This is a genomic window from Martelella mediterranea (assembly GCF_021021415.1).
Lineage (GTDB): Bacteria > Pseudomonadota > Alphaproteobacteria > Rhizobiales > Rhizobiaceae > Martelella > Martelella mediterranea_C.
Genome location: NZ_JAINWJ010000014.1, coordinates 127,496 through 153,739, shown reverse-complemented (window position 1 = coordinate 153,739; position 26,244 = coordinate 127,496). Strand labels below are relative to the sequence as shown.

The 26,244-nt window shown below is 62.5% G+C and carries 26 protein-coding genes and 1 pseudogene; 14 read left to right on the top strand and 13 right to left on the bottom strand.

Annotation, left to right across the window (positions count from 1 at the left end; translation table 11 throughout):
• Nucleotides 1-36: 36 nt before the first annotated feature.
• The 3 genes and pseudogenes from K7H91_RS11205 to K7H91_RS11195 form a co-directional block, all read right to left on the bottom strand.
• Nucleotides 37-459 (bottom strand): hypothetical protein, encoded by a 423-nt coding sequence (locus tag K7H91_RS11205; RefSeq protein ID WP_230720317.1) that lies wholly within the window; start codon nt 457-459, stop codon nt 37-39.
• Nucleotides 460-483: 24 nt separating this feature from the next.
• Nucleotides 484-702 (bottom strand): annotated as a pseudogene (locus K7H91_RS11200) (recombinase zinc beta ribbon domain-containing protein); the annotation flags it as partial.
• Nucleotides 703-706: 4 nt separating this feature from the next.
• Nucleotides 707-1,924 (bottom strand): MFS transporter, encoded by a 1,218-nt coding sequence (locus K7H91_RS11195; protein WP_230720308.1) that lies wholly within the window; start codon nt 1,922-1,924, stop codon nt 707-709.
• Nucleotides 1,925-2,042: 118 nt separating this feature from the next.
• Between K7H91_RS11195 and K7H91_RS11190 the strand changes: the two genes are divergently transcribed.
• The 5 genes from K7H91_RS11190 (at nt 2,043) to K7H91_RS11170 (ending at nt 7,004) form a co-directional block, all read left to right on the top strand.
• Nucleotides 2,043-2,936 carry a LysR family transcriptional regulator gene (locus K7H91_RS11190; RefSeq protein WP_230720316.1) on the top strand — a complete coding sequence of 298 codons (894 nt, stop codon included), beginning with the start codon at nt 2,043-2,045 and terminating at the stop codon, nt 2,934-2,936.
• Between the two features lie 438 nt (nt 2,937-3,374).
• Nucleotides 3,375-4,277 carry a LysR substrate-binding domain-containing protein gene (locus tag K7H91_RS11185; protein ID WP_230720307.1) on the top strand — a complete coding sequence of 301 codons (903 nt, stop codon included), beginning with the start codon at nt 3,375-3,377 and terminating at the stop codon, nt 4,275-4,277.
• Between the two features lie 250 nt (nt 4,278-4,527).
• Nucleotides 4,528-5,448, top strand: a complete 921-nt coding sequence (locus tag K7H91_RS11180; protein WP_230720306.1) for a LysR substrate-binding domain-containing protein — start codon at nt 4,528-4,530, stop codon at nt 5,446-5,448.
• Nucleotides 5,449-5,455: 7 nt separating this feature from the next.
• On the top strand, nt 5,456-5,905 hold the full coding sequence (locus K7H91_RS11175) for an NUDIX hydrolase (RefSeq protein ID WP_230720305.1): 450 nt from the start codon (nt 5,456-5,458) through the stop codon (nt 5,903-5,905).
• 205 nt (nt 5,906-6,110) lie between these two features.
• Nucleotides 6,111-7,004: an NAD(P)-dependent oxidoreductase gene (locus tag K7H91_RS11170; protein ID WP_230720304.1), complete on the top strand. Its 894-nt coding sequence runs from the start codon at nt 6,111-6,113 to the stop codon at nt 7,002-7,004.
• A gap of 147 nt (nt 7,005-7,151) precedes the next feature.
• Here the strand turns inward: K7H91_RS11170 and K7H91_RS11165 are convergent, their stop codons facing one another.
• Nucleotides 7,152-8,183 carry a DMT family transporter gene (locus K7H91_RS11165; protein ID WP_230720303.1) on the bottom strand — a complete coding sequence of 344 codons (1,032 nt, stop codon included), beginning with the start codon at nt 8,181-8,183 and terminating at the stop codon, nt 7,152-7,154.
• Here K7H91_RS11165 and K7H91_RS11160 point away from each other — a divergent pair.
• Complete coding sequence (locus K7H91_RS11160; protein ID WP_230720302.1) at nt 8,163-9,053, top strand: LysR family transcriptional regulator; 891 nt, start codon at nt 8,163-8,165, stop codon at nt 9,051-9,053. The genes K7H91_RS11165 and K7H91_RS11160 overlap by 21 nt on opposite strands.
• A gap of 180 nt (nt 9,054-9,233) precedes the next feature.
• On the top strand, nt 9,234-9,815 hold the full coding sequence (locus K7H91_RS11155) for a DMT family transporter (protein WP_230720301.1): 582 nt from the start codon (nt 9,234-9,236) through the stop codon (nt 9,813-9,815).
• Here K7H91_RS11155 and K7H91_RS11150 read toward each other — a convergent pair.
• Genes K7H91_RS11150 through K7H91_RS11135 form a run of 4 tightly spaced genes read right to left on the bottom strand, consistent with a single transcriptional unit; the run spans nt 9,801 to nt 12,985 of the window.
• Nucleotides 9,801-10,907 carry an NAD(P)/FAD-dependent oxidoreductase gene (locus tag K7H91_RS11150; RefSeq protein WP_230720300.1) on the bottom strand — a complete coding sequence of 369 codons (1,107 nt, stop codon included), beginning with the start codon at nt 10,905-10,907 and terminating at the stop codon, nt 9,801-9,803. The genes K7H91_RS11155 and K7H91_RS11150 overlap by 15 nt on opposite strands.
• Nucleotides 10,897-12,306 (bottom strand): NAD(P)/FAD-dependent oxidoreductase, encoded by a 1,410-nt coding sequence (locus tag K7H91_RS11145; RefSeq protein WP_230720299.1) that lies wholly within the window; start codon nt 12,304-12,306, stop codon nt 10,897-10,899. The genes K7H91_RS11150 and K7H91_RS11145 overlap by 11 nt, the downstream gene beginning before the upstream one ends.
• Entirely contained in the window at nt 12,303-12,614 is a 312-nt protein-coding gene (locus K7H91_RS11140; protein WP_230720298.1) for a (2Fe-2S)-binding protein, read from the bottom strand. The genes K7H91_RS11145 and K7H91_RS11140 overlap by 4 nt, the downstream gene beginning before the upstream one ends.
• A 26-nt stretch (nt 12,615-12,640) precedes the next feature.
• The gene (locus K7H91_RS11135) at nt 12,641-12,985 is read right to left on the bottom strand and encodes a RidA family protein (protein WP_230720297.1); all 345 of its coding nucleotides are present in this window, start codon (nt 12,983-12,985) and stop codon (nt 12,641-12,643) included.
• Nucleotides 12,986-13,235: 250 nt separating this feature from the next.
• Between K7H91_RS11135 and K7H91_RS11130 the strand changes: the two genes are divergently transcribed.
• Entirely contained in the window at nt 13,236-14,231 is a 996-nt protein-coding gene (locus K7H91_RS11130; RefSeq protein WP_230720296.1) for an ornithine cyclodeaminase family protein, read from the top strand.
• Between the two features lie 10 nt (nt 14,232-14,241).
• Nucleotides 14,242-15,390, top strand: coding sequence for an aminotransferase class V-fold PLP-dependent enzyme (locus K7H91_RS11125; RefSeq protein ID WP_230720295.1), 1,149 nt, complete (start codon nt 14,242-14,244; stop codon nt 15,388-15,390).
• Between the two features lie 8 nt (nt 15,391-15,398).
• Here K7H91_RS11125 and K7H91_RS11120 read toward each other — a convergent pair whose 3' ends face one another.
• From K7H91_RS11120 to K7H91_RS11100, 5 genes are all read right to left on the bottom strand, one after another.
• Complete coding sequence (locus K7H91_RS11120) at nt 15,399-16,364, bottom strand: LysR substrate-binding domain-containing protein (RefSeq protein WP_230720294.1); 966 nt, start codon at nt 16,362-16,364, stop codon at nt 15,399-15,401.
• Nucleotides 16,365-16,387: 23 nt separating this feature from the next.
• Complete coding sequence (locus tag K7H91_RS11115; protein ID WP_230720293.1) at nt 16,388-17,074, bottom strand: ABC transporter permease; 687 nt, start codon at nt 17,072-17,074, stop codon at nt 16,388-16,390.
• On the bottom strand, nt 17,071-17,793 hold the full coding sequence (locus K7H91_RS11110) for an ABC transporter permease (RefSeq protein ID WP_230720292.1): 723 nt from the start codon (nt 17,791-17,793) through the stop codon (nt 17,071-17,073). The genes K7H91_RS11115 and K7H91_RS11110 overlap by 4 nt, the downstream gene beginning before the upstream one ends.
• Nucleotides 17,794-17,867: 74 nt before the next feature.
• A complete protein-coding gene (locus K7H91_RS11105) occupies nt 17,868-18,647 on the bottom strand; it encodes a transporter substrate-binding domain-containing protein (RefSeq protein ID WP_230720291.1) in 780 nt (259 codons plus the stop codon).
• Nucleotides 18,648-18,684: 37 nt separating this feature from the next.
• Nucleotides 18,685-20,010, bottom strand: a complete 1,326-nt coding sequence (locus tag K7H91_RS11100) for an amidase (RefSeq protein ID WP_230720290.1) — start codon at nt 20,008-20,010, stop codon at nt 18,685-18,687.
• A 595-nt stretch (nt 20,011-20,605) separates the two neighbouring features.
• Here K7H91_RS11100 and K7H91_RS11095 point away from each other — a divergent pair.
• The 5 genes from K7H91_RS11095 to K7H91_RS11075 all read left to right on the top strand — a co-directional run bounded on the left by K7H91_RS11095 (nt 20,606) and on the right by K7H91_RS11075 (nt 26,215).
• Nucleotides 20,606-21,622, top strand: coding sequence for a substrate-binding domain-containing protein (locus K7H91_RS11095; protein WP_419197476.1), 1,017 nt, complete (start codon nt 20,606-20,608; stop codon nt 21,620-21,622).
• An 83-nt stretch (nt 21,623-21,705) separates the two neighbouring features.
• Nucleotides 21,706-23,226, top strand: a complete 1,521-nt coding sequence (locus tag K7H91_RS11090) for a sugar ABC transporter ATP-binding protein (protein WP_230720288.1) — start codon at nt 21,706-21,708, stop codon at nt 23,224-23,226.
• 23 nt (nt 23,227-23,249) lie between these two features.
• On the top strand, nt 23,250-24,236 hold the full coding sequence (locus K7H91_RS11085; RefSeq protein WP_230720315.1) for an ABC transporter permease: 987 nt from the start codon (nt 23,250-23,252) through the stop codon (nt 24,234-24,236).
• 13 nt (nt 24,237-24,249) lie between these two features.
• A complete protein-coding gene (locus tag K7H91_RS11080) occupies nt 24,250-25,230 on the top strand; it encodes a sugar-binding transcriptional regulator (protein WP_230720287.1) in 981 nt (326 codons plus the stop codon).
• Entirely contained in the window at nt 25,220-26,215 is a 996-nt protein-coding gene (locus tag K7H91_RS11075) for an aldo/keto reductase (RefSeq protein WP_018067225.1), read from the top strand. Before K7H91_RS11080 ends, K7H91_RS11075 begins: the two co-directional genes overlap by 11 nt.
• Nucleotides 26,216-26,244 lie beyond the last annotated feature (29 nt).

The window sequence follows — 26,244 nt, the reverse complement described above, 5'->3', positions numbered from 1 at the left end:
CCTTCTGATATCACTCAATAACTTTTAAATCGGCCTCTAAAGCGTCGCGTCGATCTCCCCGCGTTTGGGACCTGGCGTGAGCACAATCTTCTCAATCAGCATCCGCAGGGCCTCGGCCGCTTCCTGGTGCTCTGCGGGGCGATTCAGGGCCTGTGTGAGCTTTGCGACCTTCTTCGCGTAGATTGTTGAGGCCGTCGGTAACAGGTCTGGCTTGTTCTCCGGTGCGTCGGCGAGCAGGGCGGCCAGCTCGGCCTTGCGGTTCTCCAGCGCCGTCATCTCCCCTTTCATGCTCTCATGAAACATGTCGGCCTTGGTTGCCTCGATGATTTTGCGGATGTCCTTCTCCACCTTAGCCAATTCCGCCTGCCAGGCATTGCCGTTCGAGCGGCGCTCGCGGTTCAGCCGATTGGTTTCCTCCGCGTAGGCGCGCATGGCCTCTGCGGCGACCTCAGGTGTCATCATCCGATCCCTGAGACCTGAGAGAACGCGGTTCTCCAACTCTTCACGCGGAATGGTGCGGCTGTTGGAACAAGTGCCTTTGCTGATGGGGTTGGAGCAGGCGAAGCGGCCCGCTCCGCGCAGCGAATAGGGGCCGCCGCAGCAGCCGCATGCTGGCGACCGAAGACGCTCATGGCATTTATGCCAGGGCCGGCTTTCATGCGCTGAACCACCCGGAATGGTACATGCAGCGCCTCGCGACAACGCCTCACGCCGTTAGGACGCTGGCGACAGGAAAGCCGTGGCGGCGCGCGGCGAACGTCACTATAAATGCCACAGCGACCAGCACCAGCAGGGTCGGCGCGAAGCTTTGAACCCCGAACCGTTCCAACAGCAGGCCGCCGACCAGCCCGCCGCCGGCAATCGCGGTATTCCACATCGTGACCAGCATGGACTGCGCAAGGTCGGCGGCCGGTCCGGCGGCCCTGGCGCTGGCGGTCTGAAACAGGGTTGCGCTGCCGCCGAAAGCAAGTCCCCATAACGCGCTAGCCAGATAAATCGCCGCAGGAACAGCGGCCCAGAGCCAGAAGATGACAGCCGCCGCGCCGAACAGAATGATACTGGCAAGCGTCAGCGCGCGCAGGCGGGCATCGATCAGAACTCCGACGGCCCAGATGCTGACCAGCGAGGCCAGCCCGAAGACCAGAAGAACCGTATCGGTTCTCTCGACGAGGCCTGCCTGTCCCAGAAACGGCGCGATGTAGGTGTAAAGAATATTGTGGGCCAGAACATAGGTGAGAACGACGCCCAGAACCGGCAGGATCCCGGGCAATGCGACAACGCAGCGCAGCGTCAGACGCCGGCCGGCCGGCTCTCCGACAAAATCCGGGACTTTTGCCAGAACCCAGGCGATCAGGATCACCGTCAATCCGCTCATCAGCCAGAAACAGCCGCGCCAACCGATCACGGCGCCGAGATAGGTTCCGGCGGGCACGCCGAGCGACAAGGCGAGCGGGGTGCCCGCCATGGCCACCGCAATCGCCCGGCCTTTCAGATGATCGGGCGCCATGCGCGCGGCATAGCCCGCGGCCAATGCCCACAACAGACCGGCCGCCACGCCGCCGACAAAGCGGGCAACAAGCGTCAGACTATAACTTGCCGAGACAGCGGTGACCGTATTGGCAACCAGAAATCCGATGATCGCCGCCAGCAGCAGTGGCCGACGGCGCAGGCCCCGGGTCATGGCTGTCAACGGAATGGCCGCAAGCAGGGATCCCAGCGCATAGACCGTGACGAGTTGTCCGGCAGCAGCCTCGGACACGCCCATCCCCTGCCCGATGGCGGGCAGCAGACCGGCCGGCAAGGCCTCCGTCAGGATGGTGATGAAGGCTGCCATGGCGAGCGCCAGAAGGCCGGCCCAGGGGAGTTTTTGTGCTTGCGGCGTGGCCGGATCGTTTACTGCGCGCGCATTCTTCGTGGGGACCATGAAGGTTTCCTCGTTTCGATGAAAGACGAAGCGAAACTTGAGACCTTTTCCACTTCGGAAAAACAGGCTGCAGTTCCATTTATTTCGGACTATAGTGTCCGCTATCATGACCATACCGATGGACAATCTTGGCGCGTTGAACGTCTTCGTGCAGGCAGCGGAAACCCGAAGTTTCACCGCCGCCGGGCGTCAGCTCGGCGTATCGTCATCCGCCGTTGGAAAATCCATCGCCCGGCTTGAGCAGCGTCTCGGGGTTCGGTTGTTTCACCGTTCCACCCGCGCGATCGCGCTGACGCCGGAGGGGCAGATGCTGCTGGAACGCTGCCGCCGCATCTTCGCCGAGATGGAAGCTGCCGAACTGGAACTGTCGCAAACACGCGCGCATCCGGCCGGAACACTGCGCGTCAGCCTGCCGCTGGTGGGCATGCTGCTGATGCCGACCCTCTCCCGTTTCATGGAGGCCTGGCCGGACATCGAACTCGATCTCGATTTCAGCGACCGTCTCGTCGATGTCGTCGAGGAAGGCTACGACGCGGTGATCCGCACCGGAGAGCCTGCCGACTCCCGCCTGATGTCCCGCCGGCTCGGCGCCTTCCGGTTTCGCCTCGTTGCCGCGCCGGGCTATCTCGGGAAATACGGCACGCCCGCGAGCCCTCGGGACCTCCTCCGACACCGCTGCCTGCACCACCGTTACCCCAGCACCGGCAAGCTGGAGCCCTGGATTGTCGACGGCGAAGACGCAGAGCCAGTCGTCGGCCTTCCCCGCACGGCGGTTTCAAGCGCCATCGAGCCGTTGCTGCATATGGCCGAGCAGGGCAATGGCATCGCATGCCTGCCGGAATTCGCGGTCCGTCGCCCGTGCGATGAAGGCAGGCTCGTCAGCGTGCTGGACGATCATGTGAAGAACACCGGCGCGTTCCGTATCCTGTGGCCGTCAAGCCGCCACATGTCTCCGCGACTGCGTGTCTTCGTCGATTTCATGGCCGACAACCTGTTCGGCGAGACGGCTTGACCCGAACGCAGAGCAAGCATCGCCCAAAACCCGGATTTCGAAATTGAATATTGCGAATTATGCGTTTTTCGAATTCATGAAGCAGTCCTAACCTGTTCAGAGAATCTGAAGGCAGGCATCGGAGTGAGCGCATTTTCGACCGTGACGAGCATGCGGTCCGGGTCCGGCCCCATCGCAAATGGTCAATCCGGAGCGACCTTTTCAGGGTCGAATGCCAGATCCGCCAGTTCCCGGCTACTCATCCTTTTCAGATGCGGGTGCGCGAGAGGGTCGCGATAAAATCGATAGCGATGCATCTTCGCCAGGGCACGCGCCTTGCGCAGACGGCGAGCGGAATCCGCACGGCAACAGCGACGAATGAAAATGCGAAACGACTTAAGCATGCCGGCATGGTCGGCCGGAGACGCCGAAACGGCAATCGAGGTTTAAAGGGACGCGATGCAGAAAAACTACAGGGTCGACCGGGCGGTTCTTCCTCTCAACAGTCTCCGTGCCGTCGAAACCGTGCTCAGACGCGGCAACCTCAACGCCGCGGCGCTGGAAATCGGCGTGACGCCGGGCGCGGTCAGCCAGCAGGTCATCAAGGCCGAAACACTGCTGGGCGTGCAGTTGTTCAAACGGGTTCCCCACGGGCTGGAACCGACGGCAACCGCGCGGCGGCTGGCCACCCATCTGCATGACGGCTTTGCCGAACTGGCCAGAGCCGTTGCGCTGACGAGAGTGGAGCCGGGCGACCGGATCGCCGTTTCCGCGTCTCCGGTGTTTGCGGCCAAATGGCTGGTGTGGCGCCTCCACCGTTTCACCAGCGAATGGGGGAACCTCAAGGTTTCCATCGAGGCGACGACGGATTTTGCCGATCTCGACAGCGATGCCATCGACGCGAGCATTCGCGTCGGCAAGGGCAACTGGCCGGGCACGAAGTCGACGCGGCTCACCGATATCCGCGTCTTTCCGGTGTGCGCTCCTACGCTTGCGCCAAGGCTTCGCATCCCCGAAGATCTGTTGAAGGTGCCGATCATCCGCGACGGCGGGGCCTGGTTTGGCTGGAACCACTGGCTCGCGCCGAACGGCATGGATGTCGCGCAACTGCCGGACGGGCCCGTCTATTCGGATGCCTCGCTCTGCCTCGATGCCGCCATCGCCGGCCAGGGCGTGTTTCTCGCCTGGGAAACGCTGGCGCATGACGCCATTCGCGCCGGACGGCTGACCGCCCCCATGCCCGGACGTTTTAGGACCGGATCGGCCTATTGGTTCGTCGAAAATGCACGACGAACCAGGTCGCAGCCGGTGCAGCATTTCCTCGACTGGCTCCTACGGGAACTGAAGCACTGCGTGAACTGAAGGATATCATCAGTCCGGCTTGCCGGTTGCCACCGCGACCAGCCATCGCCGGACAATCGCCCGATCGTCTTCGGAAAAGCCCCGCGCAAGCTCAGCCCAAACGCGTAGACCCGCTCCTTAAAGCCTACGCTCTGACCGTCTTTCCGTTCCGCCCTCGGAAGAAGGCGTTGCCTATTGATCCGTGAAGGAAGCGCGATAAGATGTATTCGATTATCGAATAAACAGACTCGTTGGGTTTTGAAATTCTGAAGTGTTGACAACCTTTGACATGGACGCGCTGCGCACCGTTGTGGTGGGAACCGATCTCGGCAGTTTTTCGCGGGCCGCGGTGCAACTCGGCCGCTCCCAGTCGGCCGTCAGCATGCATTTGAAGAAGCTGGAGCAACAGACCGGCACCGTGCTGTTCAGGCGCAGCGGGCGCGGCCTTGTACCGACCGAGGCGGGCGAAGCCTTCATCGCCTATGCGCGCCGGATCGTCGCTCTGAACGACGAAGCCGCGCTTTCCATGGGCGCTGCCGCCACAACGGCCTCTGTCCGGCTCGGCGTGCCGCAGGATTTCTTCGATGATGTGATGCCGGCAACGCTGCGTACCTTCTCAGAGGAATACGACACCGTCCATGTCGATATCCGCGCGGGCGAAAACCACAGCATCGCCGAAGACGTGCGCTCCGGACGCCTTGATGCCGCCATCGCCTTCTATCCCGAAGGCAGCCCGGCTGAGGGTGAAACGCTGTGCCGCCTGCCAATGCGCTGGCTGGCAACCGCCGACACGATTGCAAACCTGCAACGCGATCCGCTCCCGCTGGTGCTGTTCAACCACCCTTGCCTGTTCCGGCAGGCAGCGCTTGCCGCACTGGACGCAAGCCGGATGCGCTGGCGCGCTGCCCTGACAACGCCGAGCCTTCCGGCCATCTGGTCGGCGCTGCGATCGGGCCTTGGCATCGCGGTGCGCACCGACCATGCCAGGCCGGATGATATCGTCTGCGCCGGAAACGACGGTACGCTGCCGCAACTACCGTCCATCGAGCTGCGATTGCTGCGCAGGCCGGATATTGGTCCTGTTGCCGACCGCCTGGCGCAGATCCTGCGGCTGGAAACGCTGGACAAGGTGACAGCAGGCGGCGGCAATGAACAGCCTCACAGCCCTGCCCGCGCCGCCGCCAGCATATGAGACCAAGATGACCGAAGAGAGTTATCCAGCCCGCCCGATTGCCGCGACCATCGCCATTGTCATCCGCGCCGGCAAGGTCTTGCTGGTGCGCCGCGCCAACCCGCCCGATGCCGGGCGCTGGGGCTTTCCCGGCGGCAAAATCGAACGCGGCGAAACGCTGCATCAGGCGGCGCTGCGGGAGCTGAAGGAGGAAACCGGCGTCAATGCAACGGCGCTCCGCACCTTCACTGCTGTCGACGCCTTCGATTATGCGGCCGATGGCGGGCTGCGCCGGCATTTCATCCTGGTCGCGGTGCTGTGCCAATGGGTCGATGGCGAACCGGTTGCCGGCGACGACGCACTCGAAGCCCGCTGGATCGACCTTGACAGGCTTTCCGAGACCGATCTGGCGCTCAGCCTGGATGTCGCCGAGGTGGCGGCGCAGGCTGCGGCCGTTCTGGATGAGAACCGATCATGATGGCCAGGCGCTCGGGGCCGAAAACGCATCATAAGAACGAGCAATCGTTGCTTTCATGGTGCATAGCGTCGGAACAAGGGTCAGACAAGCCATTGTGCGGACGATAAACCTACCCGATTTTCGCGATCCGCATTTCAATAAATTTCGTTTTTTCTGAACAGAGGTCTGCCATTAAGCTGCGTTCACGCAAGAGGGAAACGCGCTCATGACGCAACGGCAACCGACGGGCTTCATTGGCCTCGGGACGATGGGAACACCTATCGCGCTGAACCTCGTTTGTGCTGGCCAGCGGGTTGTTGTCTGGAACCGGACGCCGGAACGCTGCACGCCGCTGGCCGAGGCCGGTGCTGACGTCGCACCGACGGCGGACGACCTTTTTGCCCGATGCGAAACGGTGCTCCTGATGCTCGAAAACGAGCGCGCCACGGATGCCGCTCTCGGACGCGGCACAGACCGCTTCGCCAAGCGGGTCGGCGGACATTGCATTGTCTCGATGAGCACCGTCTCGGCGGACTATTCCCGAAAACTTTCTGAAGAGATTGCCGCCGCCGGAGGCCGCTATGTTGAAGCGCCGGTATCCGGGTCGCGCAAACCGGCAGAGAACGGACAGCTTGTCGGCATGCTCGCCGGCGCGCCGGAAGACCTCGTTCTCTTGCACGATCTTCTCGCGCCCGTCTGCAAACAGGTCTTCGATTGTGGGCCGGTGCCAGCCGCACTTCAGATGAAACTCGCGGTCAATACCTTCCTGATTACAATGGTCACGGGGCTGGCAGAAGCAGGGCATTTCGCAGCGCGACACGGCCTCGACATGGAGCGCTTCGCCGAGATCCTGAACGCCGGACCGATGGCCAGCGACGTCTCGAAGATCAAGGTCGAAAAACTCCGTCGTCGCGACTTCACCCGTCAGGCTGGAATCTCCGACGTTTTGAAGAACAGCAAGCTGGTGGCCGATGCCGCGCGGGCGGCTGGAACCGCCTTTCCGCTGATGGAGGCCTGCGTGGCGCTTTATGCGGAAGCGGAAGCGCTTGGAACGCCCGAGGACGACATGATCTCCGTGATCCGGGCATTTGAGACCCGCGCTGACCGCGCCCGTCCTTGATCCGCCTGTCGCACCGCGGCCATCAAAGCGGCGAACAACGCCCCTTCGTGGGCGATTGTCCGGTGACCAGCATCACGCTCGGCCGGGCTATGGCGGTCAGCACCGCACAGGCCAACGGATAGGCACGCCCGCTTTCCCACGGCATGTCTATTCCCCTTTCGGGCCCGAACCCGTTCCAATCGGTGCGAGCGATGCAAGAAAGGCTCCGCCGCCGATCAGGGCGATACCGGCCAGATCAGGCAATCCCGGACGGTCGCCGAAAAGCAGAAGGCCCCAAACCAGCGCGAACACAAGATATCCGTTGTCGAACAGTCCGATGACCGGCGCGGGCGCCAGTTGATAGGCGAGCGCCACCGCTGCGGTGATCACGGCCAGAAGGACGCCGAGGCCCGTCAGGAGTTGCCACTCCGGCCTGTCGAGTGGCGGCCAGACCGACAGCAGGAACCCCGCATCGTCTCCCGCGCCAGAGAGAAAAAGAGCTGCGACATAGGCCAGTCCGGCAGCCGCAAGCACGACGTTGAGATTTATCGCCATCGACAACGGCGACACATCCCGGCATCGGCCATAGGTGATGACGGCTGCAAGCGCGTAGAAAAAGCCTGCCAGAAGCGGCAGGACCATAACCGGCGACAACGCATCCGGCCCGGGCCTGAGGAGCACCAGCACGCCGGCAAACCCAAGAGCAATGGCCAGCACACCGCGCCGGCCGATATACGCCTTGCACAAGATGGCGGAGAGAACCGTCATCCATATCGGCGACGTATAATAGCAGGCCGCCGCAAGCGAAAAGGAGATGAATGGCAGGGCCGCATAGTAGCTCCCCCACATCAAGGCCAGGCTGAAGCTGCGCGCCCAGACCCATGGATTTGCCGAAAAGAAGCGGCCGCCGCGCCCCCCGGTCAGCCGGAAAACGATGGCAAGAATGACGGTCGCAACGGCAGAACGCAGCACGAGAACCTGCCCCAGCGAAACCGCGTCGCTGAACAGCTTGACCAACGCATCGGAGAGCGACAACAGAAGAACCGCGCCGCTGATGGCAAGGATGCCAACCAGGCGCGCTTGCCGTATGTTCACGATTATGGGTACCATATACGCATGGAACCACGCCGGGAAAGCGATGAAAAATGAGAAGTACGCAAGAATACATAACCGGAACGCATGCAAAACGATAAGCTGCAACTGGCCCGGCTGCGCCCCTTCGAAGCCGCCGCCCGCCTCGAGAGCTTCACCCGCGCCGCGGACGAGCTGGGCCTCACGCAGACCGCCATCAGCCGTCAGATCGCGCAGCTCGAAGCGGAACTGGGCGTGCGCCTGTTCGAACGCCGTAACCGTGCGGTATTTCTGACCGATGAAGGACGCCGCCTTGGCCGGGTCGTCGCAGAGGCGCTCATGTCGATCCGGGCGGAAATTGCCGCCATCAGAGGCAGTCGCGATCCGGATACTGTCGTGCTGCGCTGTCAGCTTTGTGAAGCCTTCTACTGGCTGATGCCGCGGCTGGCGGGATTTCACGCCGCACATCCCGAGATCCAGCTGCAGCTTGTCAGTGCGCTGGAACCGTTGACAGAGGCATTAGAACCCTTTGACATTGCCATTCAGACCACCGGCCGGGCTTGCGGCGCGGCCCGGCTGCTGTTCACGGCTCCGGACGAAATCTTTCCCGTCTGCGCGCCGTCGTTTCTGGATAGTCCCGACCCGCTGCCACCGGAGGCGGTCGCGCACCTGCCGCTCTTGTTCCATAAGGTGACGCCGCAGGACTGGTTCGATTGGCCGGACTGGTTTGCAGCTGCCGGTCTCGCCCGTCCGGCCAGTTTGAGAATGTCCGCCTTTGACAGCTATCCCCTCGTGCTGCAGGCCGCCGTCTCCGGCCAGGGCGTCGCGCTCGGCTGGAAACGAACCGTCGGCGGTATGATCGACGAGGGCAAATTGCGGCCAGTCTGCAACCTGTCCATCGAAAGACCGGGCGAACTATCGGTCTTTCGCGGTTCCCGTCGCTCCAACCATACCTCGGTCGAGCGGCTGGCCGCATGGCTGAGAGCCGAACTTGCCTGAATCGCCGTTATTCGTGTTCGGCACAAAGCCGACGATCGGCTCATATCTGTCCGGACCGCATGCCTCGGAAATGTGGCTAGGGTGAACCGCTGGCCGCTGTCCGGCACTTGCCTCTTGCGCGCCAGACCGGGCAGTGTGGCTCTTCGTGCATGAGCCATCATTCTCGGGGGGGAGAGAAAAATGCAGGCTGCACCGTCCGGAACACAGGGAAACCATACCGCTGGTATTGTCCTGATGTGTGTCGGTGTGGCCTGTCTGAGCGCCAACGATGCCGTGGCAAAGGCCCTGACAGCGCATTACACGCCGCTTCAGATCCTGTTTCTGCGCAATGTGATTGCCCTGCCTTTCACTGTGCTCATTGCTTTCATCATGGGTGGCCGGCCGGCGCTGAAGACGCACCGGCCTTTGGCGCACCTGCTGCGCGGAGTGCTCTGGGTGGCCGCGACGATGCTGTTTTTCACCAGTTTCATATATCTCGGTCTTGCAGAGGCGACCGCGCTGATCTTCGTGGCGCCTGTCTTCATTACCGTCATTTCGGCGTTGTTTCTGGGCGAGAGGGTCCATATACGGCGCTGGCTGGCCGTCTTCTTCGGTTTCCTCGGCGTTCTCATCATCATCCGCCCGGGCGGGGCGACGTTTCAGGCGGCGTCGCAACAAGTCCATGCTGACCGCCATTACTTTTCAGGCAAACATATACGCTCTGTCGCCTCGGTGCTGATTCAGTGCGGAAAGGCGCCCCAGCTTCGCCTATCGCTGATCTGAAAACCGCGCCAGCGAGAAGGGCGCCATTGCTTCAGGAATTGCGCCTTCCGCCAGCCAGCCGGCGCTTTCATAGGCGTGGAGGGCGGCAAGCGATACGCCGCTGTGGCAGGTGATCAGGAAGGCGCCGGGGACGACTTCCTCGTAGGCGGGCGCCGCATCGGGCGTGATGATGCGCAGCGCCGACCAGCTTCGAACGACCCGGATATTTTCGAGGAATGGGAAGAAGAACATCGAATCGGCGGCGATCCTTGTGGTCACGTCGAAGGTGGTGCCGAGGTCGTAACCCGCCTCTTCCTCCCAGCTTCCGCCGATCATCAGCGTGCCGTCGCCGGTGCCCCGGACCTGTTCGATCGCATAGTCGAGCTTCATCGGCACGCGCTCGGTGACCAGCACCTGGCCGCGCACGGGTAAAAGCGGGATCTTGACGCCCAGCATGTCGCCGAGACCCGCATTGCCGAGGCCGGCGGCAAGCGCGATACGCCCGGCGACAATCTCGCCGCGCGCGGTTTTCAGCACGAACTTTTCGCCCCGCCGGGTGATGTCGAGCACGCCGCTGTTGGCGAGCGCGCGACCGCCGCGCTTCTGATAGGCGCGATGGAAGGCCTGGAGCAACCGCAACGGGTTGGCCTGTCCGTCATAGCGCGAATAGCTGGCGCCCGGCACATCGGGACCGATCTCGGGGACCAGCCGGCGCAGCGCGGCATTGTCGAGAATATCGTAGTCGTAATCGCCGGCATGGCGCGACTGGATGGTCGCCAGATTGGCCGCGCGCGTTTCGAGTTCCTCGGGCGTGCGGCAGAGGTACAGCCCGCCATTCTGCACCAGTTCGACATCGATGCCGGTCTCCGCCAGAAGCTGATCGGAAAGCTCCGGCCAGCGCGAGACCGCATGCATTGCCCAGTTGCTGTAGGCCGGAAGACCAAGCCCCTTGGCCTGCACCCAGACGAGGCCGAAATTGCCGCGACTGGCGCGGATCGCATCGTCGCCTTCATCGAGCACGACATTGTCGATGCCGCGCAAAGAGAGGCCGTAGCCGAGCGCGATGCCGACCAGCCCCCCGCCGATCACCGCGACGTCCGTTTCAAGCTGCATGATGGGCCTCGTCCTGATTGTCTTTGTCGCGGCTTTTCGCCATCTCGCCCACCGTTACCGGCTTCAGCGGGAAGCGGACGTGATAGGCGCCGACATCTGCGGGGAAACTGTGGCGTTCCTGCGCGATCAGGCCGGTGACGATCGGCCCGCAGACGCGGCCCTGGCATGGCCCCATGCCCGCGCGGGTAAAGGCCTTGGCCTGTGCCGGGCCGGTTGCGCCATCGCGCACCGCTTGCCGTATGGCCCCGGCACTGACGGCCTCGCAGCGGCATACAAGCGTTGCGTCCGAAAGCGGAGCCGCCGCAATGCGCGGCGGGTAGAGCGCATCGAGGAAGGGGCGGAAGGCGCGCTCGCGCTTCATCACGGTATGCGCCGCAGTTATGGCGGCGCGCCCGGTGTCTTCGAGCATGCCGGCCTTTTCCAGTATCCGGCCGACGGCGATTTCGGCGGAGGCGGGGGCCGCGATCGCGCCATTGATGGCAGCGCCATCGCCGACGACAAAGACGCCGGCAAGGCTGGTTTCGCCGAAGCGATCGACGTCCGGGCGCAGGCAGTTCTGCCCGGCATCCCAGACATGGGCGCAGTTCAGAGCGCGGGAAAGCTGGGTATTGGGTATGATGCCCTCATGGGTGAGCAGCGTATCGACAGGCAAATCATGACTGTTGCCGTTTGCGGTGAAGGCCACCGCCTCGACCCGCTCCTTACCGAGCGCCCGGAGCGCCGAGACATCGCGGTGAACCTTTATGCCGGCGGCGCGAATGGCGCGTTGCATGGCGAGGCCTTTGGCGAGCTTTGCGCGGTTGGCAAACAACGCCGGCAGATGACGAGCGGCAACTGCCGCCGGATTTTTCCGGGGCGCCGTGTCGAGGATCGCCGAGATCTCCACCCCGAGATCGAGCAACTGGTTTGCAAAGAGCAGCAGCAGCGGCCCATTGCCGGCAAGCACGACCCGGCCCGCCGGCGCAATGCCGGAGGATTTCAGCAGAAGCTGCGCCGCGCCCACGCCCATCACGCCCGGCAGGGTCCAGCCCTCGAAGGGCACCGGACGCTCCATCGCGCCGGTGGCAAGGACCAGTTTTTTGTAGGCAACGCGGCGGGAGACGCCGTCGCTGATGAAGCTTGCAAAGCCGCCCTTGTCGCCGTGATCCACCCGCCAGAGACTGGCGCCGAAATGGGCGTCGACATCCGCCTTGCGGAAACGATCGATCAGGTTTGTTCCGGCCACGTAGTCGGGGCCGAGCTTGTCCTTCAGTGGGCCATCCTCCAGCCCCCGATAGATCTGGCCGCCGGCGCTCGGGCGCTCGTCGATCAGGGTGACGGAAAGGCTGTGTCGGGCGGCCATGCTGGCGGCCGCCATGCCGGCGGGGCCGCCGCCGATGATGCAGATGTCACGGCTCATGCTTCGTCACTTTCCCGCAGGGGCCGCACGTCGCGCTGGCGGCGGATGCGCATGCCGGGCTCGACCGTGCGCAGACAGCCCTGCTGGTTGGCCACGCCATCGATCTCGATCAGACATTCGAAGCAGATGCCCATCATGCAATAAGGCTCCCGCGCCGCGCCCGAAACCGGGTTGCGCCGATAGGGTCCATCGTCCGCGAGCATCGCTGCGGCCGCAACGGTATCGCCCTTGCGGCAGGTCACCGTCCGGCCGTCAATTTCGACGGTTACCGTCGCACGCTGATCGGTGATGTTGATCTTGCTGAACACATTGTTCCTTTCCTGCTGACCGATCATCATGCGATCGCGACCGTGAATTGGATCTCGACCCGGATGTCCGGCAGACCGAGAACGGCCTCGACGGTGGCGCGCGCCGGCGGCGCGTCGATCCAGGCCGTCCACGCCGCGTTCATCAGGTCGAAATCGCCGATATCGCGGAGCCAGATCGTGGCGGAGAGGACCGCGTTGCGATCCACCCCCAGCGTTTCGAGATAGGTGTCGGCCTTGGCGAGGATTTCCGCCGTCTGGCCTTGGGTATCCTTGCCTCTGTCATCTGCCGTCAGTCCGGAGAAATAGGCGGTGTTGCCATGAACGACGACGCGCGAAAGCCGCGCGGTCCTGTCAAAGCGTTGGATGTTCATGGGCCCCTCATTTCACGTTTGCGCCCTCCGGACGGAAGGCCGGTACATGAGGTATTTTCTGGAACAGCCGGTCGCTGGGCGCAAACAACCCCAACCTTCCGGCTTATAATCAATAGTTATGAAGGGAGGGGATGCGGGCGGTCCTATAAGATCAGCCGGTCAATTTATGGCTATTGGTTATCAAGTTTGTTCTCCGGCGGCGGGTAGGCGATGCTATCTCTTGGACCATGCGAATGTGCGAGGGGAGACCATGGCCGGGATGAATGCGCCGCCATTGCTTGTGATCGATGGAGCGACCGCCGAAGCGCTGGTCACACCCGAAGAGACGGTCGCGCTGGCGACAAGCGCGCTGATCAAGACGTCTGACGGCCGCATCGCGCAGGATATCCGCCGCACCCTGGCGCTGCCGGGCATGGCTGGCACCTGCCTTTCCGTAATGGTCGCCGCCGAAGGTCCGCAGGCTGGCGCCAAGGTGCAGTCGGTCTATCCCGAAAATTTCCGGCACGGCTTGCCCTCGCATCAGGGCGGCGTATTGCTGTTTGACGGCGACCACGGCCATCCGGTGGCGCTGATCAATGCCCATGCGATCACCGGGCTCAGGACGCCGGCCGCGAGCGCCGCCGCCACGAGGGCGCTTGCTCGAGAGGATGCGGACGAGCTTGCGGTCCTTGGCTATGGCGAGCAGGCCGACCGGCATGTCGACGCCATCGCGCTGGTGCGACCGCTTCATCATGTCCGGGTCTGGGGCCGCGATCGGCGGAAGGCCGAAGACTTCGCCCGCCGCCAGCGCGACAAGGGTATTGCGGCGACGGCGTTTGGCGACGCGGGCGCGGCGGTGGCGGAGGCGGATATCGTCTGCACCGTGACCTCGGCCGCCGAACCGGTGCTGCACGGCGCGTGGCTCTCCCCGGGTACGCATGTGAACGCGGTTGGCGCGAGCGTCGCGGGCCTCAGGGAAATCGATACCGACTGCGTGCTGCGCGCGAAGGTTTTCGTCGACTACATGCCAATGGCGCTGACCTCGGCATCTGACCTGATCGATCCGCTGGAGGCCGGCCTCATCGATCGCGGCCATATAAGGGGCGAAATCGGTGCGGTGTTTGCGGGTGATCTTCCCGGACGGGAGAACGCGGATGAAATCACGCTCTATCGATCCCTCGGCGTGCCGGCCCAGGATATCGAGCTTGCCCGTTTCATCTATCTCAGGGCCAGGGAACGCGGCCTTGGCGTGACCGTGACACTTTAGCGAGGACATCATGCTCGAATGCCAGAAACACCTGTTTTCGATCCCCGATCACATCAGCTATCTCGATGCGGCCTACATCTCGCCGATCCCGCGCATCGCCGAGGAGGCCGGGAAAAAGGGCGCAGGGGTGAAGGCGGCACCCTGGGATATGACCATCGGGAACTTCTATGACGAGGTTGAGGCGGCCCGCGCGCTGGCTGCGTCTTTCATCGGCGCGAGGGCTGATGATATCGCGGTGATCCCGGCGACCAGTTATGGCATCGCGGTGGCCGCCGCGAATGTCGCCGTTCCCGAGGGCTCGGCGATCATCATGATGGAAAACGAGCATACATCGCACCGCTATGCCTGGTACGAACTGGCCCGTGCGCGCGGCGCGAAGGTGGTCGCCGTCTCGCGACGCGACGGAGAGGAATGGGGCGCGGCCCTCGTCGCGGCAATCCGCCACAGCGATATCCCGGTCGCCGTCGTGGCCGGCACGATCCTGCACTGGTTCGAGGGCATGACGGTCGATATCGACGCGGTCGCCGACGCCGCAAGGGCGGTCGGAGCGGCGCTTGTCATGGACGGCACGCAATGGGTCGGGGCGGTTCCCTTCGACGTCGCGCGTATCCAGCCGGATTTTCTGTCCTTCGCCACCTATAAATTCCTGCTCGGGCCTTATAGGCTGGGTTTTCTTTATGCATCCGAGAAATGGCAGCAGGCTGGGCGGCCGATCGAGTTCCATTCATGGAACCGCGCTGGCGGCGAACGTCCCGATTTCTATCTGGAGACCATGCCCGGCTATCTCCCCGGTGCCCGCCGTTTCGACATGGGCGAGCGCTCCGACTTTGCCGTGCTGCCGGTCGCGCTCAAGTCCATGGAATTGCTGAAGAGCCTGGGCGGCGCGGCCGTTCACGCACGGCTTGTCCATCTGAACCGGCTGATCTGGGCGGAGGCGGAAGCCATGGGGCTCGGCGGGCCGGACCCCGCCATGCGCGTCGGCCACATCGCCGTCATCGAGCTCGGAGAGCACTATCGCGACGGGCTCGCCGGCATGCTGAAGGAAAAGGGCGTCCACGTCACCGTGCGGGGCACTAAGATGCGCGTCTCTCCGCATATCTATAACGACGAAGACGATATCCGAAAACTGTTTACGGCGCTCAAGACGGTGACGGCCTGAGGGCTCCCTCAGGTCTCGATATCGGGCGGGCTGCTGAGTTCGCCGATCTCGCGGTCGACCACATTCATGGTCTCCCGGGTCTTCTGGATCAGGTGCTCGATGAAGGTATCGGCCACCGAGGAGGCGATCGTGCCCCATGGCCGGTAGACGCTGAGATTGACGTCGAGATGGGGGCGGAAATCGCGGATTTCGATGGCCTTGTCCCGCGCCATCCAGGCTGAAAGCCGGTCGATGACGGCAACGCCTACGCCCTCGGCAACGAGGTTGACGCAGGTATCCGAAAGCGCGGCCTCGAGCTTGGTGCGGCGCGTCACGCCGCGTTCCTTGCAAAGATCGTCAAGCTGGCGGCGCATCCGGTCGCCAACGCCGAGCGAGACGAAATCCTGACCATCGAGATCATCGACCTGAACGGCCGACAGGCGGGACAACGGATGCCCCTTCGGCATGATGCAGACCGGCGGCGTCGCGACCAGCGAACGGCGGACGACCGAGGGGCTTTCATCATCCACCTCGGCCGCCACGGCCACATCAAGCTGGTTGCGGCTGGTGCGCTGGACGATGGTGGCGGAGCTGCGGATGTCGAGGGTGATCGAGACATCCGGGTATTCCCGCGTGAAGCTCGCAACGATCGAGGGCAGAAGCGTCAGGCCGAAGGCCGGCAACGCCGCGACATTCAGCCGTCCGCTCCGCAGTTCGCGGATCTCGCGCGCGGCGGTCGATATGCCGCGCACGGATTCAAACACGCGCTTGACCTCGGCATAGAGCATATGCGCCTCCGGCGTCGGGACGAGACGCTGGCGGTGGTTGCGAAACAACGGAAAGCCGGTCTTGGCGGTCAGCTGCAGCAATATCTTGCTGACGGCCGGCTGGGTGATGTTCAGCGCATCGGCGGCCCTGGTGGTGGTGCCGTGAAGCATGACGGCCGCGAATGTCTCGATCTCACGGGGCGTGAACTCGCCTTCATCCAGTATCACATGGACCTCCGTTCATCAGCCGCTCAACGCGGCAAGGCTAGTCGCCTTTCGGCGAAATTGAAACCGGCGGTGATCACCCAGGCCAGCGCAAAATAGACGAGGGCCGCGGCAAACAGCGGCTCATAGACCCGGAATGTCTGCCAGCGCACCATATTGGCAGCCCCCATCAGCTCAAACACGGTGATGGTGGAGGCAAGCGCGGTGCCCTTCAAGAGCAGGATGTTCTGTCCGCCGATCGAGGGCAGAGCGAGGCGCAGCGCCTGCGGCAGCAGGATGCTCAGGAATATCCGGGTCCTGGAAAGTCCGAGCGAGCGCCCGGCCTCGGTCTGTCCCTTGGGAACGCTTTCGATCGCGCCGCGCCAGATCTCCCCGCAATAGGCGGCCGTGTTCAGCGACAGCGTGAAGAAGGCATAGCCATAGGCACTGCGAAACAGCGGCCAGAAGGGGCTGTATCTGAGGGCCGGAATGCCGGCGAGGATCTGGCCGACGCCGAAATAGACCAGATAGAGCTGGACGAGCAGCGGCGTGCCGCGAAAGGCGAGAATGAAGGCCATTGCCGGATAGCGCAGCCATTTGTGCTTCGACATTCTCAAAAGCGCCAGCGGCAGCGCCAGCACATTGCCGGCAAGTGCGGCGGTGAAGAAAAGCACGATCGTCGCCTGGACGCCGATGGCGAGCTGCTGGACCAGATAGAGAGTAAAGTCGCTCATCTCTGCCTCCAGGCCTTGGAGTATCGTTCTTCCAGCATATGCAGCAGCACTGTGGAGACGCCGGACATCACCAGAAAGATCACGGCGACAGCGCTATAGAACAGGAAATAGCGGTGGGTTGCGCCCGCCGCCATCTTGCCCGCCAGCACCAGATCGGTGAAGCCGACAAGGCTCACCAGCGAGGTCTCCTTCAGCACGATCAGCCAGAGATTGCCGAGACCGGGCAGCGCCAGCGGGATCGCTTGCGGCAGTACCACAAGGCGGAAGTTCTGGCGAGGGGTAAGCCCCAGCGCATAGCCGGCTTCGGACTGGCCTCTGGCAACCGAAACCAGTGCGCCGCGCAGCACCTCGGTGCTGTAGCCGCCCTGAACGATACCGAGCGAGAAGGTCGCCGCCACGAAGCCGTTGACCTCGAAATCAGCCACCAGACCGGTCATCTGTAGGAGCGATGTAACCGCATTGGTGGCGGTGTAATAGACCAGAAAGATGATCAGGATTTCCGGGACCGAACGGATCACCGAGGTGTAGAAATTCGCGATCGTGCGGGCGATTCTGTTGCCGGAGATCTTCGCCGCCGCGCCCATGAGACCGAGGACCAGACCGAGCAGATAGGCCGTCACGGAAAGCGACAGGCTGAGCCCCGCGCCCCAGAGCAGGGAGTCGCTCCAGCCCCGATCTCCGAAGCTGAGCAGGATCAACCAGGATGAATGGGAGTCCATGAGGCTTCAATTCCGCTTGCAAAAAACGATGCCGGCGCGGGCGCCGGCACCATCAATAAGGAGCATCGACAAGATCATTCGCCGTAGATATCGATATCGAAATATTTCTCGGTGATCTCGTCATATTTGCCGCTGGCGCGCACGGCGGCAATCGCCTCGTTGAGCTGTTCCTTGAGCGCTGTATCTTCCTTACGCAATCCGCCGCCATCGCCGTAGCCGAACATCTGGACCTGCGGCATCGTGACCTTGATCTCGTAGGCCTCGCCATCGGGTGTGTCGAGGAAACTCTGGATCTGGATGCCGCCGGCCGCCATCATGTCGATGCGCCCGGCCTTCAGGTCGGCGATCTCGTCATCGAGCGTCGGATAGAGCTTCAGATCGGCGATGCCGCCAAGTTCCTGCTGGAGATAGGACGCCTGGGTGCTCGAACTCTGGGCGCCAAGGACAAGACCCTTCATCGTATCCGGATCGTCGAAATCGAATTCACGCGGATCGGCCTTGGCGCCGACCAGGACATTCGGCGAGAAGTAATATTTGTCGGTGAAGTCGATGACCTTCATGCGCTCGTCGGTGATCGACATCGAGCTCCAGATGACGTCGAACTTGTTTTCCAGGAGCGCCGGAATGATGCCGTCCCACGGAACGTCGACGATCACGCATTCCGCGTCCATCTCCGCGCAGACGGCGTCCATCAGGTCGATTTCCCAACCTTCCCAGACGCCGGCGGCATTCTTGACCGAGAATGGCGGATAGGGCTCGGCGGCGACGCCGAAGCGGATGACCTCGTCCGCTGCGGAAGCAATGGGCGCTGCGGCAAGGCTTGCGGCGATAATGGCGAGTGATGCGATCTTCATGCTTATTCCCCTTTTTTGGTATGGTGAAGAACGAAAGTCAGTCCGTCTCCTTCGGACCGAGGGCGTCGGCCACCGCGAACAGGCGATTTTCTGAAAGCGGCGGCGTGGAGAGCTGGATCGCGGCGGGAAGGTCGCCCGCGATCGGAAGCGGCATGGCAAGCGCCGGCACCCCGAAAAAATTGGCCCAGCGGCGGAACGTGCCACCCGCCGGACCATAGGGAACATGATCGCTGCCAACCATGGTTGTTTCATCGAGCAGTCGCGGCGCAAGGCCGGGAGCCACCGGCGCCGCCAGCACATCGACGGATCGCAGGAGCTTCAAAAACGCGCCCTGTGTTTCAGCGCGGAAGGCGAGGTCGGCGTGGTAGGCAGGATCGTCAATCGCCAGTCCCGTTTCCACGAAGGCATGGACGGCCTCGCCGACGCTCTCCGGCTTTGCGGCAATGAGGTCGCCGTAGCTGGCGGCAAATTCGTAAGCGAGGATGGCGAGCCCGGCCTTCGCGACCTGTTCCGCCTGCGCGAAGCGCAGTGTGGCTATCTTTGCGCCTTTATTGCGTGCGCTGCGAAGCCAGGTCTCGTGGGCCTCATCCACTGCCGCATCCAGCGGCGCGGCATGAAGGTCGGGACAGAGCCCGATCGTGAGCCCCGATGGCGAAACACGTTCCCGCTCCGGCGCGGCGCGCCCCGTCATCGCAAAGTGGACAAGGCGCGCCAGTTCGAGCGATTTTGCGATCGGTCCGACCGTATCGAAGCTCGGCGCCGTCGGCAGAATGCCGGTCGCGTCGATGGTTCCATTGGTTGGCTTGAGGCCATAAAGCCCGGTTGCGGCCGCCGTCGAGCGGTTGGAGCCGCCGGTGTCGGTGCCAAGCGCCGCCTCGCAGAAGCCCGCCGCCACGGCCGCTGCCGAGCCGCTGCTGGTCCCGCCCGTTCCCCGGTCTTCCGCAAGTGGATTGACGACCTTGCCGAACCACGGGTTAGCGTGCCCGCCGGCGGTCAACTCGTGCAGATTGGTCTTGCCGATGATGATCGCGCCCTGTTCGCGCAGCGCCCGCACGACAGGCGCATCCTCGCTTGCGATCCGGCCTTCGAACAGGCGCGAGCCGCCTGTCGTCGGCCAGCCGCTGACATCGATGACGTCCTTGACCGCGATCAGTACGCCGTGAAGCGGCCCGCGCGAACGGCCCGCGGCAAGCTCCGCCTCCAGCCGATGCGCTTCCCGCAATGCCTCATCGGCATCAACGAAGATCATCGCCCGGATAATGTCGTTTCTCTCGGCGATCCGCTCCAGACAGGATGAGACGCGCGCGACCGGCGTCAGTTCGCTCGTATGGCTTCCGGCTATCGTCTGCGGGTCGGCGGTCAAGACAGTTCGGCTCTTTTGAGAATTAACGACAGATAAAAGCTACCAGTTGCCTTCGAAGCATCATAATTCCGGAGGCAACGTGGTTGATCACCAATAGTTATGAAACAGATTTTAGGAAAATCGGCCTATGTCGGTTTCCTGGTTACCGTGCCGGAACGCGCTGGCGCCGCCGGAGAGCCCCTTCGCGCGCTTCCCTGTCGTCTGCACACGGGCATGTCGGTGTGGCCGCTATAGCCGACAATGCCGTTCAACTGCACAGGGCCGAAATTATGGCAGAAGTCGAATTCGCCTTGCCCTTGTCCGCCAACGGCTGGTCCGGCGTTGTCCGCATTGATTCTACAATATCAGACGGGCCCATCCGCATGCTGCCCCCAGGCGGGGCCTATGGCTCTTCTGAAGGAACAGCCATCGGAACTAATCATATGCCAGCGTGCAATATATTTCACTCTATAAGAAAAATATCAAAGTTTGTTGACAGCATAACCGCCGGCCGCCTAACGTCCCCATGCGCAATAAATTGCGTTATGTGAGATTAATTTCGTGCGGTACCTTTGCGTACCGATGATCTTGGATCATGGTCTTCTGGGAGGAGGAAATGATGAAATTTACTTTGGGCGGCGCGGTGACATCTCTGGCGCTTGCAGCATTCGTCTCCGGCACAGCGCCGGCTCTAGCCGACACAATCAAATGCGAGCCGGGTGAAACCTATGTCATGAATGTCATGGTTTCGGCGCACCCTTACTGGGTGCCGGTCTATGAGGGCTTCAAGCAGGCGGCAGACGCATTTGGCTGCGAGACCGTCTTTTCCGGAACGCCGGATTACGACATCACCAAGCAGATCGCCTCATTCGAGCAGGACCTGGTGAAACAGCCGGCGGGCGTTCTGTTGCATCCGATGCAGGCCGATCCCTTTATCGGGCCGATCAACCAGGCCGTCGACAGCGGGATTGCCGTGGTGACATTTGCCGCCGACTCGCCGAACTCCAAGCGAACGTCCTATATCACCTCCGACAATCTGGCCGAAGCCAAGTTCGCGGCGGAGGAGATCGTCAGCCAGATCGGCGAAAGCGGCGAATATGCGGTTCTGGAAAATCCGGGCCAGTCCAACCACGATCTTCGCGTCACGGCGCTGATTTCCTACATGGAAGACAACTATCCGGACATGAAGCTGGTCGGCCGGCAGACCACAAATCAGGACAGCAATGCCGCCTATCGGGCAACGGCGTCCATTCTCCAGGCCAACCCCAATCTTGGCGCGATGTGGATTCCCGAAGCGGGTTCGGCCGAGGGCGCGGTCGCGGCCGTCAACGAAGCCGGCGCCGACGTGCTGATCATGCATGCCGATATCACGCCGGCGACGCTTGAGCAGATCAAGGCCGGCAATATTCACATGGCGCTGAGCCCGAACCAGGGCATGCAGGGCTTTCTCGGCTTCCTGGCGACATTCTTCGCCGTGCACAGCGATGTGTTCGATCCGTTCAACGACTACAAGGTCTCGGGCTACAACCCGTTCCAGATTCCGTTTGCCGATAACGGCTTCGCGGTCATCACCAAGGAGAACGCCGAAAGCTTCGACCTCAACGCATATATGGAAGGTCGCGACACGAACTGAGCCCTTAAACCGGGGTATCGTGAGCGGTGGCGCTGGCCGCCACCGTTCGCAGCAATTTCAATCCGAGATGAAGGGCGCTCGCCATGACCGATGACGTGATCCTGAAAATTGCCAATGTGAGCAAATCCTTCGGCGCGATCCGGGCATTGAAGGGCGTGGATTTCGAGCTGCGCAAGGGCGAAATCCATGCGCTTGCCGGCGAGAATGGCGCGGGCAAGTCGACCCTGATGAACGTGATCGACGGCATCCTGCAGCCTGACAGCGGCGAGATCATCCTCGGCGACGAGGCGGTTCGGATATCGTCTCCCGCAGTTGCCCAGAAGCTCGGCATCGGCCTGGTGCATCAGGAAATCGCATTGTGCCCGGACGTCTCGGTCGCGGAAAACATCTTCATGGCCGCTACCAATGTGAGCCGGTCGTTTCTGATGGACTACAATGCCCTGCGCAAGAAGGCGAAGATTGTTCTTGAGGAGCTTGCCGACATCGATCCCGCCACCCCGGTGCGCGATCTGTCGATCTCCAGCCAGCAACTGGTCGAAATCGCCAAGGCTCTGACGCTGGATTGCCGGGTGCTGATCCTGGACGAGCCGACCGCCGCGCTGACGGAAACCGAGGCGCAGATACTGTTTGCGATCATGCGTCGTCTCGCCGATCGCGGGATATCGATCATCTATATCTCGCACCGCATGGCTGAAATCTTCGACAATTGTGATCGTGTTTCCGTGTTTCGCGATGGCCAGTATATCGTCACCTACAATGTCGCCGATATCGAGCCGGGCGATGTGGTCAACGCCATGGTCGGGCGGGTGATCGACAAGCTCTACCCGGAAAAACAGTCTGCCGCGGAGCGATCCGAAGAAATTATCCTCAAGGTCGACGGGCTGAACGAGGCCCGGCGCTTTCACGATATATCCTTCGAACTGAAGAAAGGTGAAATCCTCGGTTTCGCCGGGCTGATCGGCTCCGGCCGCAGCGAGGTCGTCAAGGGTATTTGCCGCCTCGAAGGGGACGTAACAGGCGAAGTATGGCTGAACGGCCAGAAGCTCGCGCTCGCCGAATATGCCGACAGCATCGCCGCCGGCATGGTCTATCTGAGCGAGGACCGCAAGGGCGACGGCGTGTTTCTCGAGATGTCGATCGCGGAGAATGTTTCGGCGCTGGACCTCGACCAGGTCTCCGGCATCGGCGGGCTGATCAGCGGCGGAAAGGAGCGGGAACTGGCCGAACGGCTCGGTCGTACGCTCAACCTCAAATATGGCCGTCTCGGCGATCCGGTTTCGTCGCTGTCCGGCGGTAACCAGCAGAAGGTGGCGCTCGCCAAGATGCTGTCGGTCAATCCGAAACTGATCTTCCTCGATGAGCCGACGCGCGGCGTCGATGTCGGCGCCAAATCCGAGATTCATCGCATTCTGCGTGATCTGGCGCGGGCCGGCGTCGGCATCGTCGCGATCTCGTCCGAACTGCCGGAGCTGATCGGCATCTCGGACCGTATCCTTGTGGTGCGCGAGGGCCGCATCAGCGGCGAGGTCACGGGTGAGGCGATGACCGAGGAAAACATAATGCATCTGGCATCCGTGCTTGATCGTCAAAAACAGACTGCCTGAGGGAGGGGAAGGTGGACACTGCTATGGAAATGTCAGCGCCAAAGCCGGGACGCGGCGGCACAAGCCCGCTGAAAAGATTATTCAGAATGCGCGAGACTGGTCTGATCGCGATCATTCTCATTTTGTTCATCGTGATGTCCTTTGCCTCGCCTTATTTCCTGACCTGGGTGAATATGCGGGCGATGGCCATGGCCTTTGCGGTGGAGGGGATCGTGGTGGTGGGCATGACCATCCTGCTGATCTCGGGCGGCATCGATCTTTCCGTAGGCTCGGTAACGGCGCTTGCGATGGTGATCGGCGGCTGGCTTTATCTCCATGGGGTCGATCCCTGGGTCGCATCGGCGATATCGATCGCGGCCTGCGCTGGCATCGGCGCCTTCATGGGCTTTTTCGTCACGCGCGTCGGCCTGCATCACTTCATTGTATCGCTGGCGGTGATGGTGATCGCGCGCGGCATATGCCTGCTGGCGACCGGAGGACGCCCGCTCGGGCTCTATACCCTGCCGCCGGAGTTCAAGTTCATCGGGCAGGGCGCGATCGGGCCGGTGCCGCTGGTGATTATCATCTTTCTGGTCGTCGTCATCGCATTCGACTTCGCGCTGCGCCGGACCACGCTGTTCCGCAAGGTGTTCTACACCGGCAGCAACGAGAAGGCGGCGGCCTATTCCGGCATTCGCACCAAGCGGGTGATCTTCTCCACGACCACGCTGTGCTCGGCGCTTTGCGGCGTTGCCGGCGTCATCTACATGGCGCGCTTCGGCTCGGCCCAGCCGACTTTCGGGATCGGGATGGAACTCAATGTGATTGCCGCCGCCGTCATTGGCGGGGCAAGTCTCAGCGGCGGCTCGGGCACGATTTTCGGCGCGATCCTCGGCACGGTCCTGCTTTCGGTGGTTTCCAGTTCGCTGGCGCTACTCGACGTATCGGTCTACTGGCAGGATATCATACGCGGCTCGATCCTGCTGTCGGCGGTTTCGATCGACCATTACCTCCACAAAGTGCGCGGATAGAAGGAGCACGGACATGCTCGACCACAATCTCGATTTTGAAACTGCCCGTCAGATGCACACCGTGCTCGTGCTGCATTTCCTGGAGGGGATGAAGCAGTCGGAGATCGCGCAGCGGCTCAACCTGTCGCATTCCAAGGTCAACCGGCTGATTGCCCAGGGGCGCAGGCTCGGCATGGTGCGGATCGATATCGAGACCCCGTATCAGCGCCTGATGGAGCTTGAAGCCACGCTGGTACAGGCGACGTCTCTCAGTTCGGCGGTCATCACGCCCACCGTGTCCGCGAATGCTGAAACCAACCTGCAGCAGGTCGGAAAGGCCGCGGCCAGCGTCATCCTCGAAAATGTCCGCGACGGCGACGTCATTGCCATTACCGGCGGCAAGGCCGTCAGCGCGACGGTCGACAATCTGGTCGCCGACCGCAGTTTCGATGTCACCGTGGTGCCGCTGACGGGCGGCGTACAGGGCAAGTTCTATACCGACGTCAACAATCTGGCCTCAAGGCTTGCCGAACGCCTGGGGGGCAGGGCGCTGATGGTGCATGCGCCGCTTTTCGCCGAAAGCCGGGCGCAATGCGAGATGCTCAAGGAGATGTCTTCCGTGCGCGAGGTGTTCGATCTGGCGCGCGCGGCCAATCTTGCGTTGACGGGCATTGGCTCCATCGAGCCGAGCGGATCGAGCTATTACGACCTCAATCCGGTTCCGGAAGAAGATCGGAAGATGATGGTCGGGCTCGGCGTCTCCGCCGAGTTCATGGCTCACCTGATCCTGGAGGGCGGAAGCCTCGCGAATTACGAACTGAATTCGCGGCTGGTCGCGGTCGCGCCTTCGGAGATATCAGGTTGCCGGACGGTGATCGGCGTCGCCTCCGGCCCGCACAAGGTTCGCCCGATCCAGACGGTTCTGAACGGAAAATACCTGGATTCGCTGATCCTGGATGAGGGGACCGTGAACGCGGTCCTTACAGAAATGGAAAGGTCTAAAAATGTCGCATGAAATGGTAAAGCGCCCGATCGGACACTCCGGCATCGAGGCTTCCGTGGTCGGTCTCGGCACCTGGGCAATCGGCGGCTGGATGTGGGGCGGCACGGACGAGGCGCGCTCGATCGAGGCCATTCACGCCGCTCTCGATGAGGGCATCACGCTGGTCGATACCGCGCCCGCCTATGGCCAGGGCCTGGCCGAAGAGATCGTCGGCAAGGCGCTTGCCGGACGGCGCGACAAGGTGGTGCTGGCGACCAAATGCGGTCTGATCTGGCATATGCAAAAGGGCAATCACTTCTTTGATTACGAGGGGCAACCCGTCCATCGCTATCTCGGCAAGGATTCGATCGTCTACGAAATCGAGCAGAGCCTGAAGCGTCTCAAGACGGATTATATCGACCACTACATCACCCACTGGCAGGATCCGACAACGCCCGTCGATGAGACGATGGAGGCGCTGGAGCAGCTGAAACGGCAAGGCAAGATCCGCTCGATCGGCGCCAGCAATACCTCGGCGGAGGATGTCGCAGCCTATCTGGCGGCGGGCGAACTCGACGCGATCCAGGAAGAATACAGCATGGTCAAACGGGATATCGAGACCACGCTGCTTCCGGTCTGCGTAGAAAACGGCGTTTCGGTGCTGAGCTACTCCTCGCTGGCGCTCGGCCTTCTGAGCGGAAAGATCGGCCCCGAGCGAACGTTCAGCGGCGATGATCAGCGCAAGGACAATCCCCGTTTCTCGCTCGAAAACCGGCGGAAGGTCGCCGCCCTGATGGGCGAGATCGCACCGATCGCCAGCGCTCACGACGCTAGTCTGGCGCAGGTGGTGATTGCATGGACGCTGGCCCAGCCGGGCATCACCTTTTCGCTGTGTGGCGCGAGAAATGCCCAACAGGCGCGCGAGAACGCCGCGGCGGGCCGGCTCAGGCTTTCCGAGGAGGAAAAGAAAACGATCAGCAGTGCCGTCGCGACCCATCTGAGCGACCTGGACGGTTAACCGACCGCAATATTGGAATTTGAGAACGC

What these genes read in the sequence shown, in the direction of transcription:
- K7H91_RS11115 (WP_230720293.1), bottom strand. Translation starts at nt 17,074, where the DNA reads ATGAGCGACTTTACTCTCTATCTGGTCCAGCAGCTCGCCATCGGCGTC.
- K7H91_RS11095 (WP_419197476.1), top strand. Translation starts at nt 20,606, where the DNA reads ATGATGAAATTTACTTTGGGCGGCGCGGTGACATCTCTGGCGCTTGCA.
- K7H91_RS11160 (WP_230720302.1), top strand. Translation starts at nt 8,163, where the DNA reads ATGCAAAACGATAAGCTGCAACTGGCCCGGCTGCGCCCCTTCGAAGCC.
- K7H91_RS11185 (WP_230720307.1), top strand. Translation starts at nt 3,375, where the DNA reads ATGCAGAAAAACTACAGGGTCGACCGGGCGGTTCTTCCTCTCAACAGT.
- K7H91_RS11170 (WP_230720304.1), top strand. Translation starts at nt 6,111, where the DNA reads ATGACGCAACGGCAACCGACGGGCTTCATTGGCCTCGGGACGATGGGA.
- K7H91_RS11150 (WP_230720300.1), bottom strand. Translation starts at nt 10,907, where the DNA reads ATGCAGCTTGAAACGGACGTCGCGGTGATCGGCGGGGGGCTGGTCGGC.
- K7H91_RS11125 (WP_230720295.1), top strand. Translation starts at nt 14,242, where the DNA reads ATGCTCGAATGCCAGAAACACCTGTTTTCGATCCCCGATCACATCAGC.
- K7H91_RS11155 (WP_230720301.1), top strand. Translation starts at nt 9,234, where the DNA reads ATGCAGGCTGCACCGTCCGGAACACAGGGAAACCATACCGCTGGTATT.
- K7H91_RS11195 (WP_230720308.1), bottom strand. Translation starts at nt 1,924, where the DNA reads ATGGTCCCCACGAAGAATGCGCGCGCAGTAAACGATCCGGCCACGCCG.
- K7H91_RS11085 (WP_230720315.1), top strand. Translation starts at nt 23,250, where the DNA reads ATGGAAATGTCAGCGCCAAAGCCGGGACGCGGCGGCACAAGCCCGCTG.
- K7H91_RS11205 (WP_230720317.1), bottom strand. Translation starts at nt 459, where the DNA reads ATGACACCTGAGGTCGCCGCAGAGGCCATGCGCGCCTACGCGGAGGAA.
- K7H91_RS11105 (WP_230720291.1), bottom strand. Translation starts at nt 18,647, where the DNA reads ATGAAGATCGCATCACTCGCCATTATCGCCGCAAGCCTTGCCGCAGCG.
- K7H91_RS11090 (WP_230720288.1), top strand. Translation starts at nt 21,706, where the DNA reads ATGACCGATGACGTGATCCTGAAAATTGCCAATGTGAGCAAATCCTTC.
- K7H91_RS11110 (WP_230720292.1), bottom strand. Translation starts at nt 17,793, where the DNA reads ATGGACTCCCATTCATCCTGGTTGATCCTGCTCAGCTTCGGAGATCGG.
- K7H91_RS11175 (WP_230720305.1), top strand. Translation starts at nt 5,456, where the DNA reads ATGACCGAAGAGAGTTATCCAGCCCGCCCGATTGCCGCGACCATCGCC.
- K7H91_RS11130 (WP_230720296.1), top strand. Translation starts at nt 13,236, where the DNA reads ATGGCCGGGATGAATGCGCCGCCATTGCTTGTGATCGATGGAGCGACC.
- K7H91_RS11145 (WP_230720299.1), bottom strand. Translation starts at nt 12,306, where the DNA reads ATGAGCCGTGACATCTGCATCATCGGCGGCGGCCCCGCCGGCATGGCG.
- K7H91_RS11135 (WP_230720297.1), bottom strand. Translation starts at nt 12,985, where the DNA reads ATGAACATCCAACGCTTTGACAGGACCGCGCGGCTTTCGCGCGTCGTC.
- K7H91_RS11190 (WP_230720316.1), top strand. Translation starts at nt 2,043, where the DNA reads ATGGACAATCTTGGCGCGTTGAACGTCTTCGTGCAGGCAGCGGAAACC.
- K7H91_RS11080 (WP_230720287.1), top strand. Translation starts at nt 24,250, where the DNA reads ATGCTCGACCACAATCTCGATTTTGAAACTGCCCGTCAGATGCACACC.
- K7H91_RS11075 (WP_018067225.1), top strand. Translation starts at nt 25,220, where the DNA reads ATGTCGCATGAAATGGTAAAGCGCCCGATCGGACACTCCGGCATCGAG.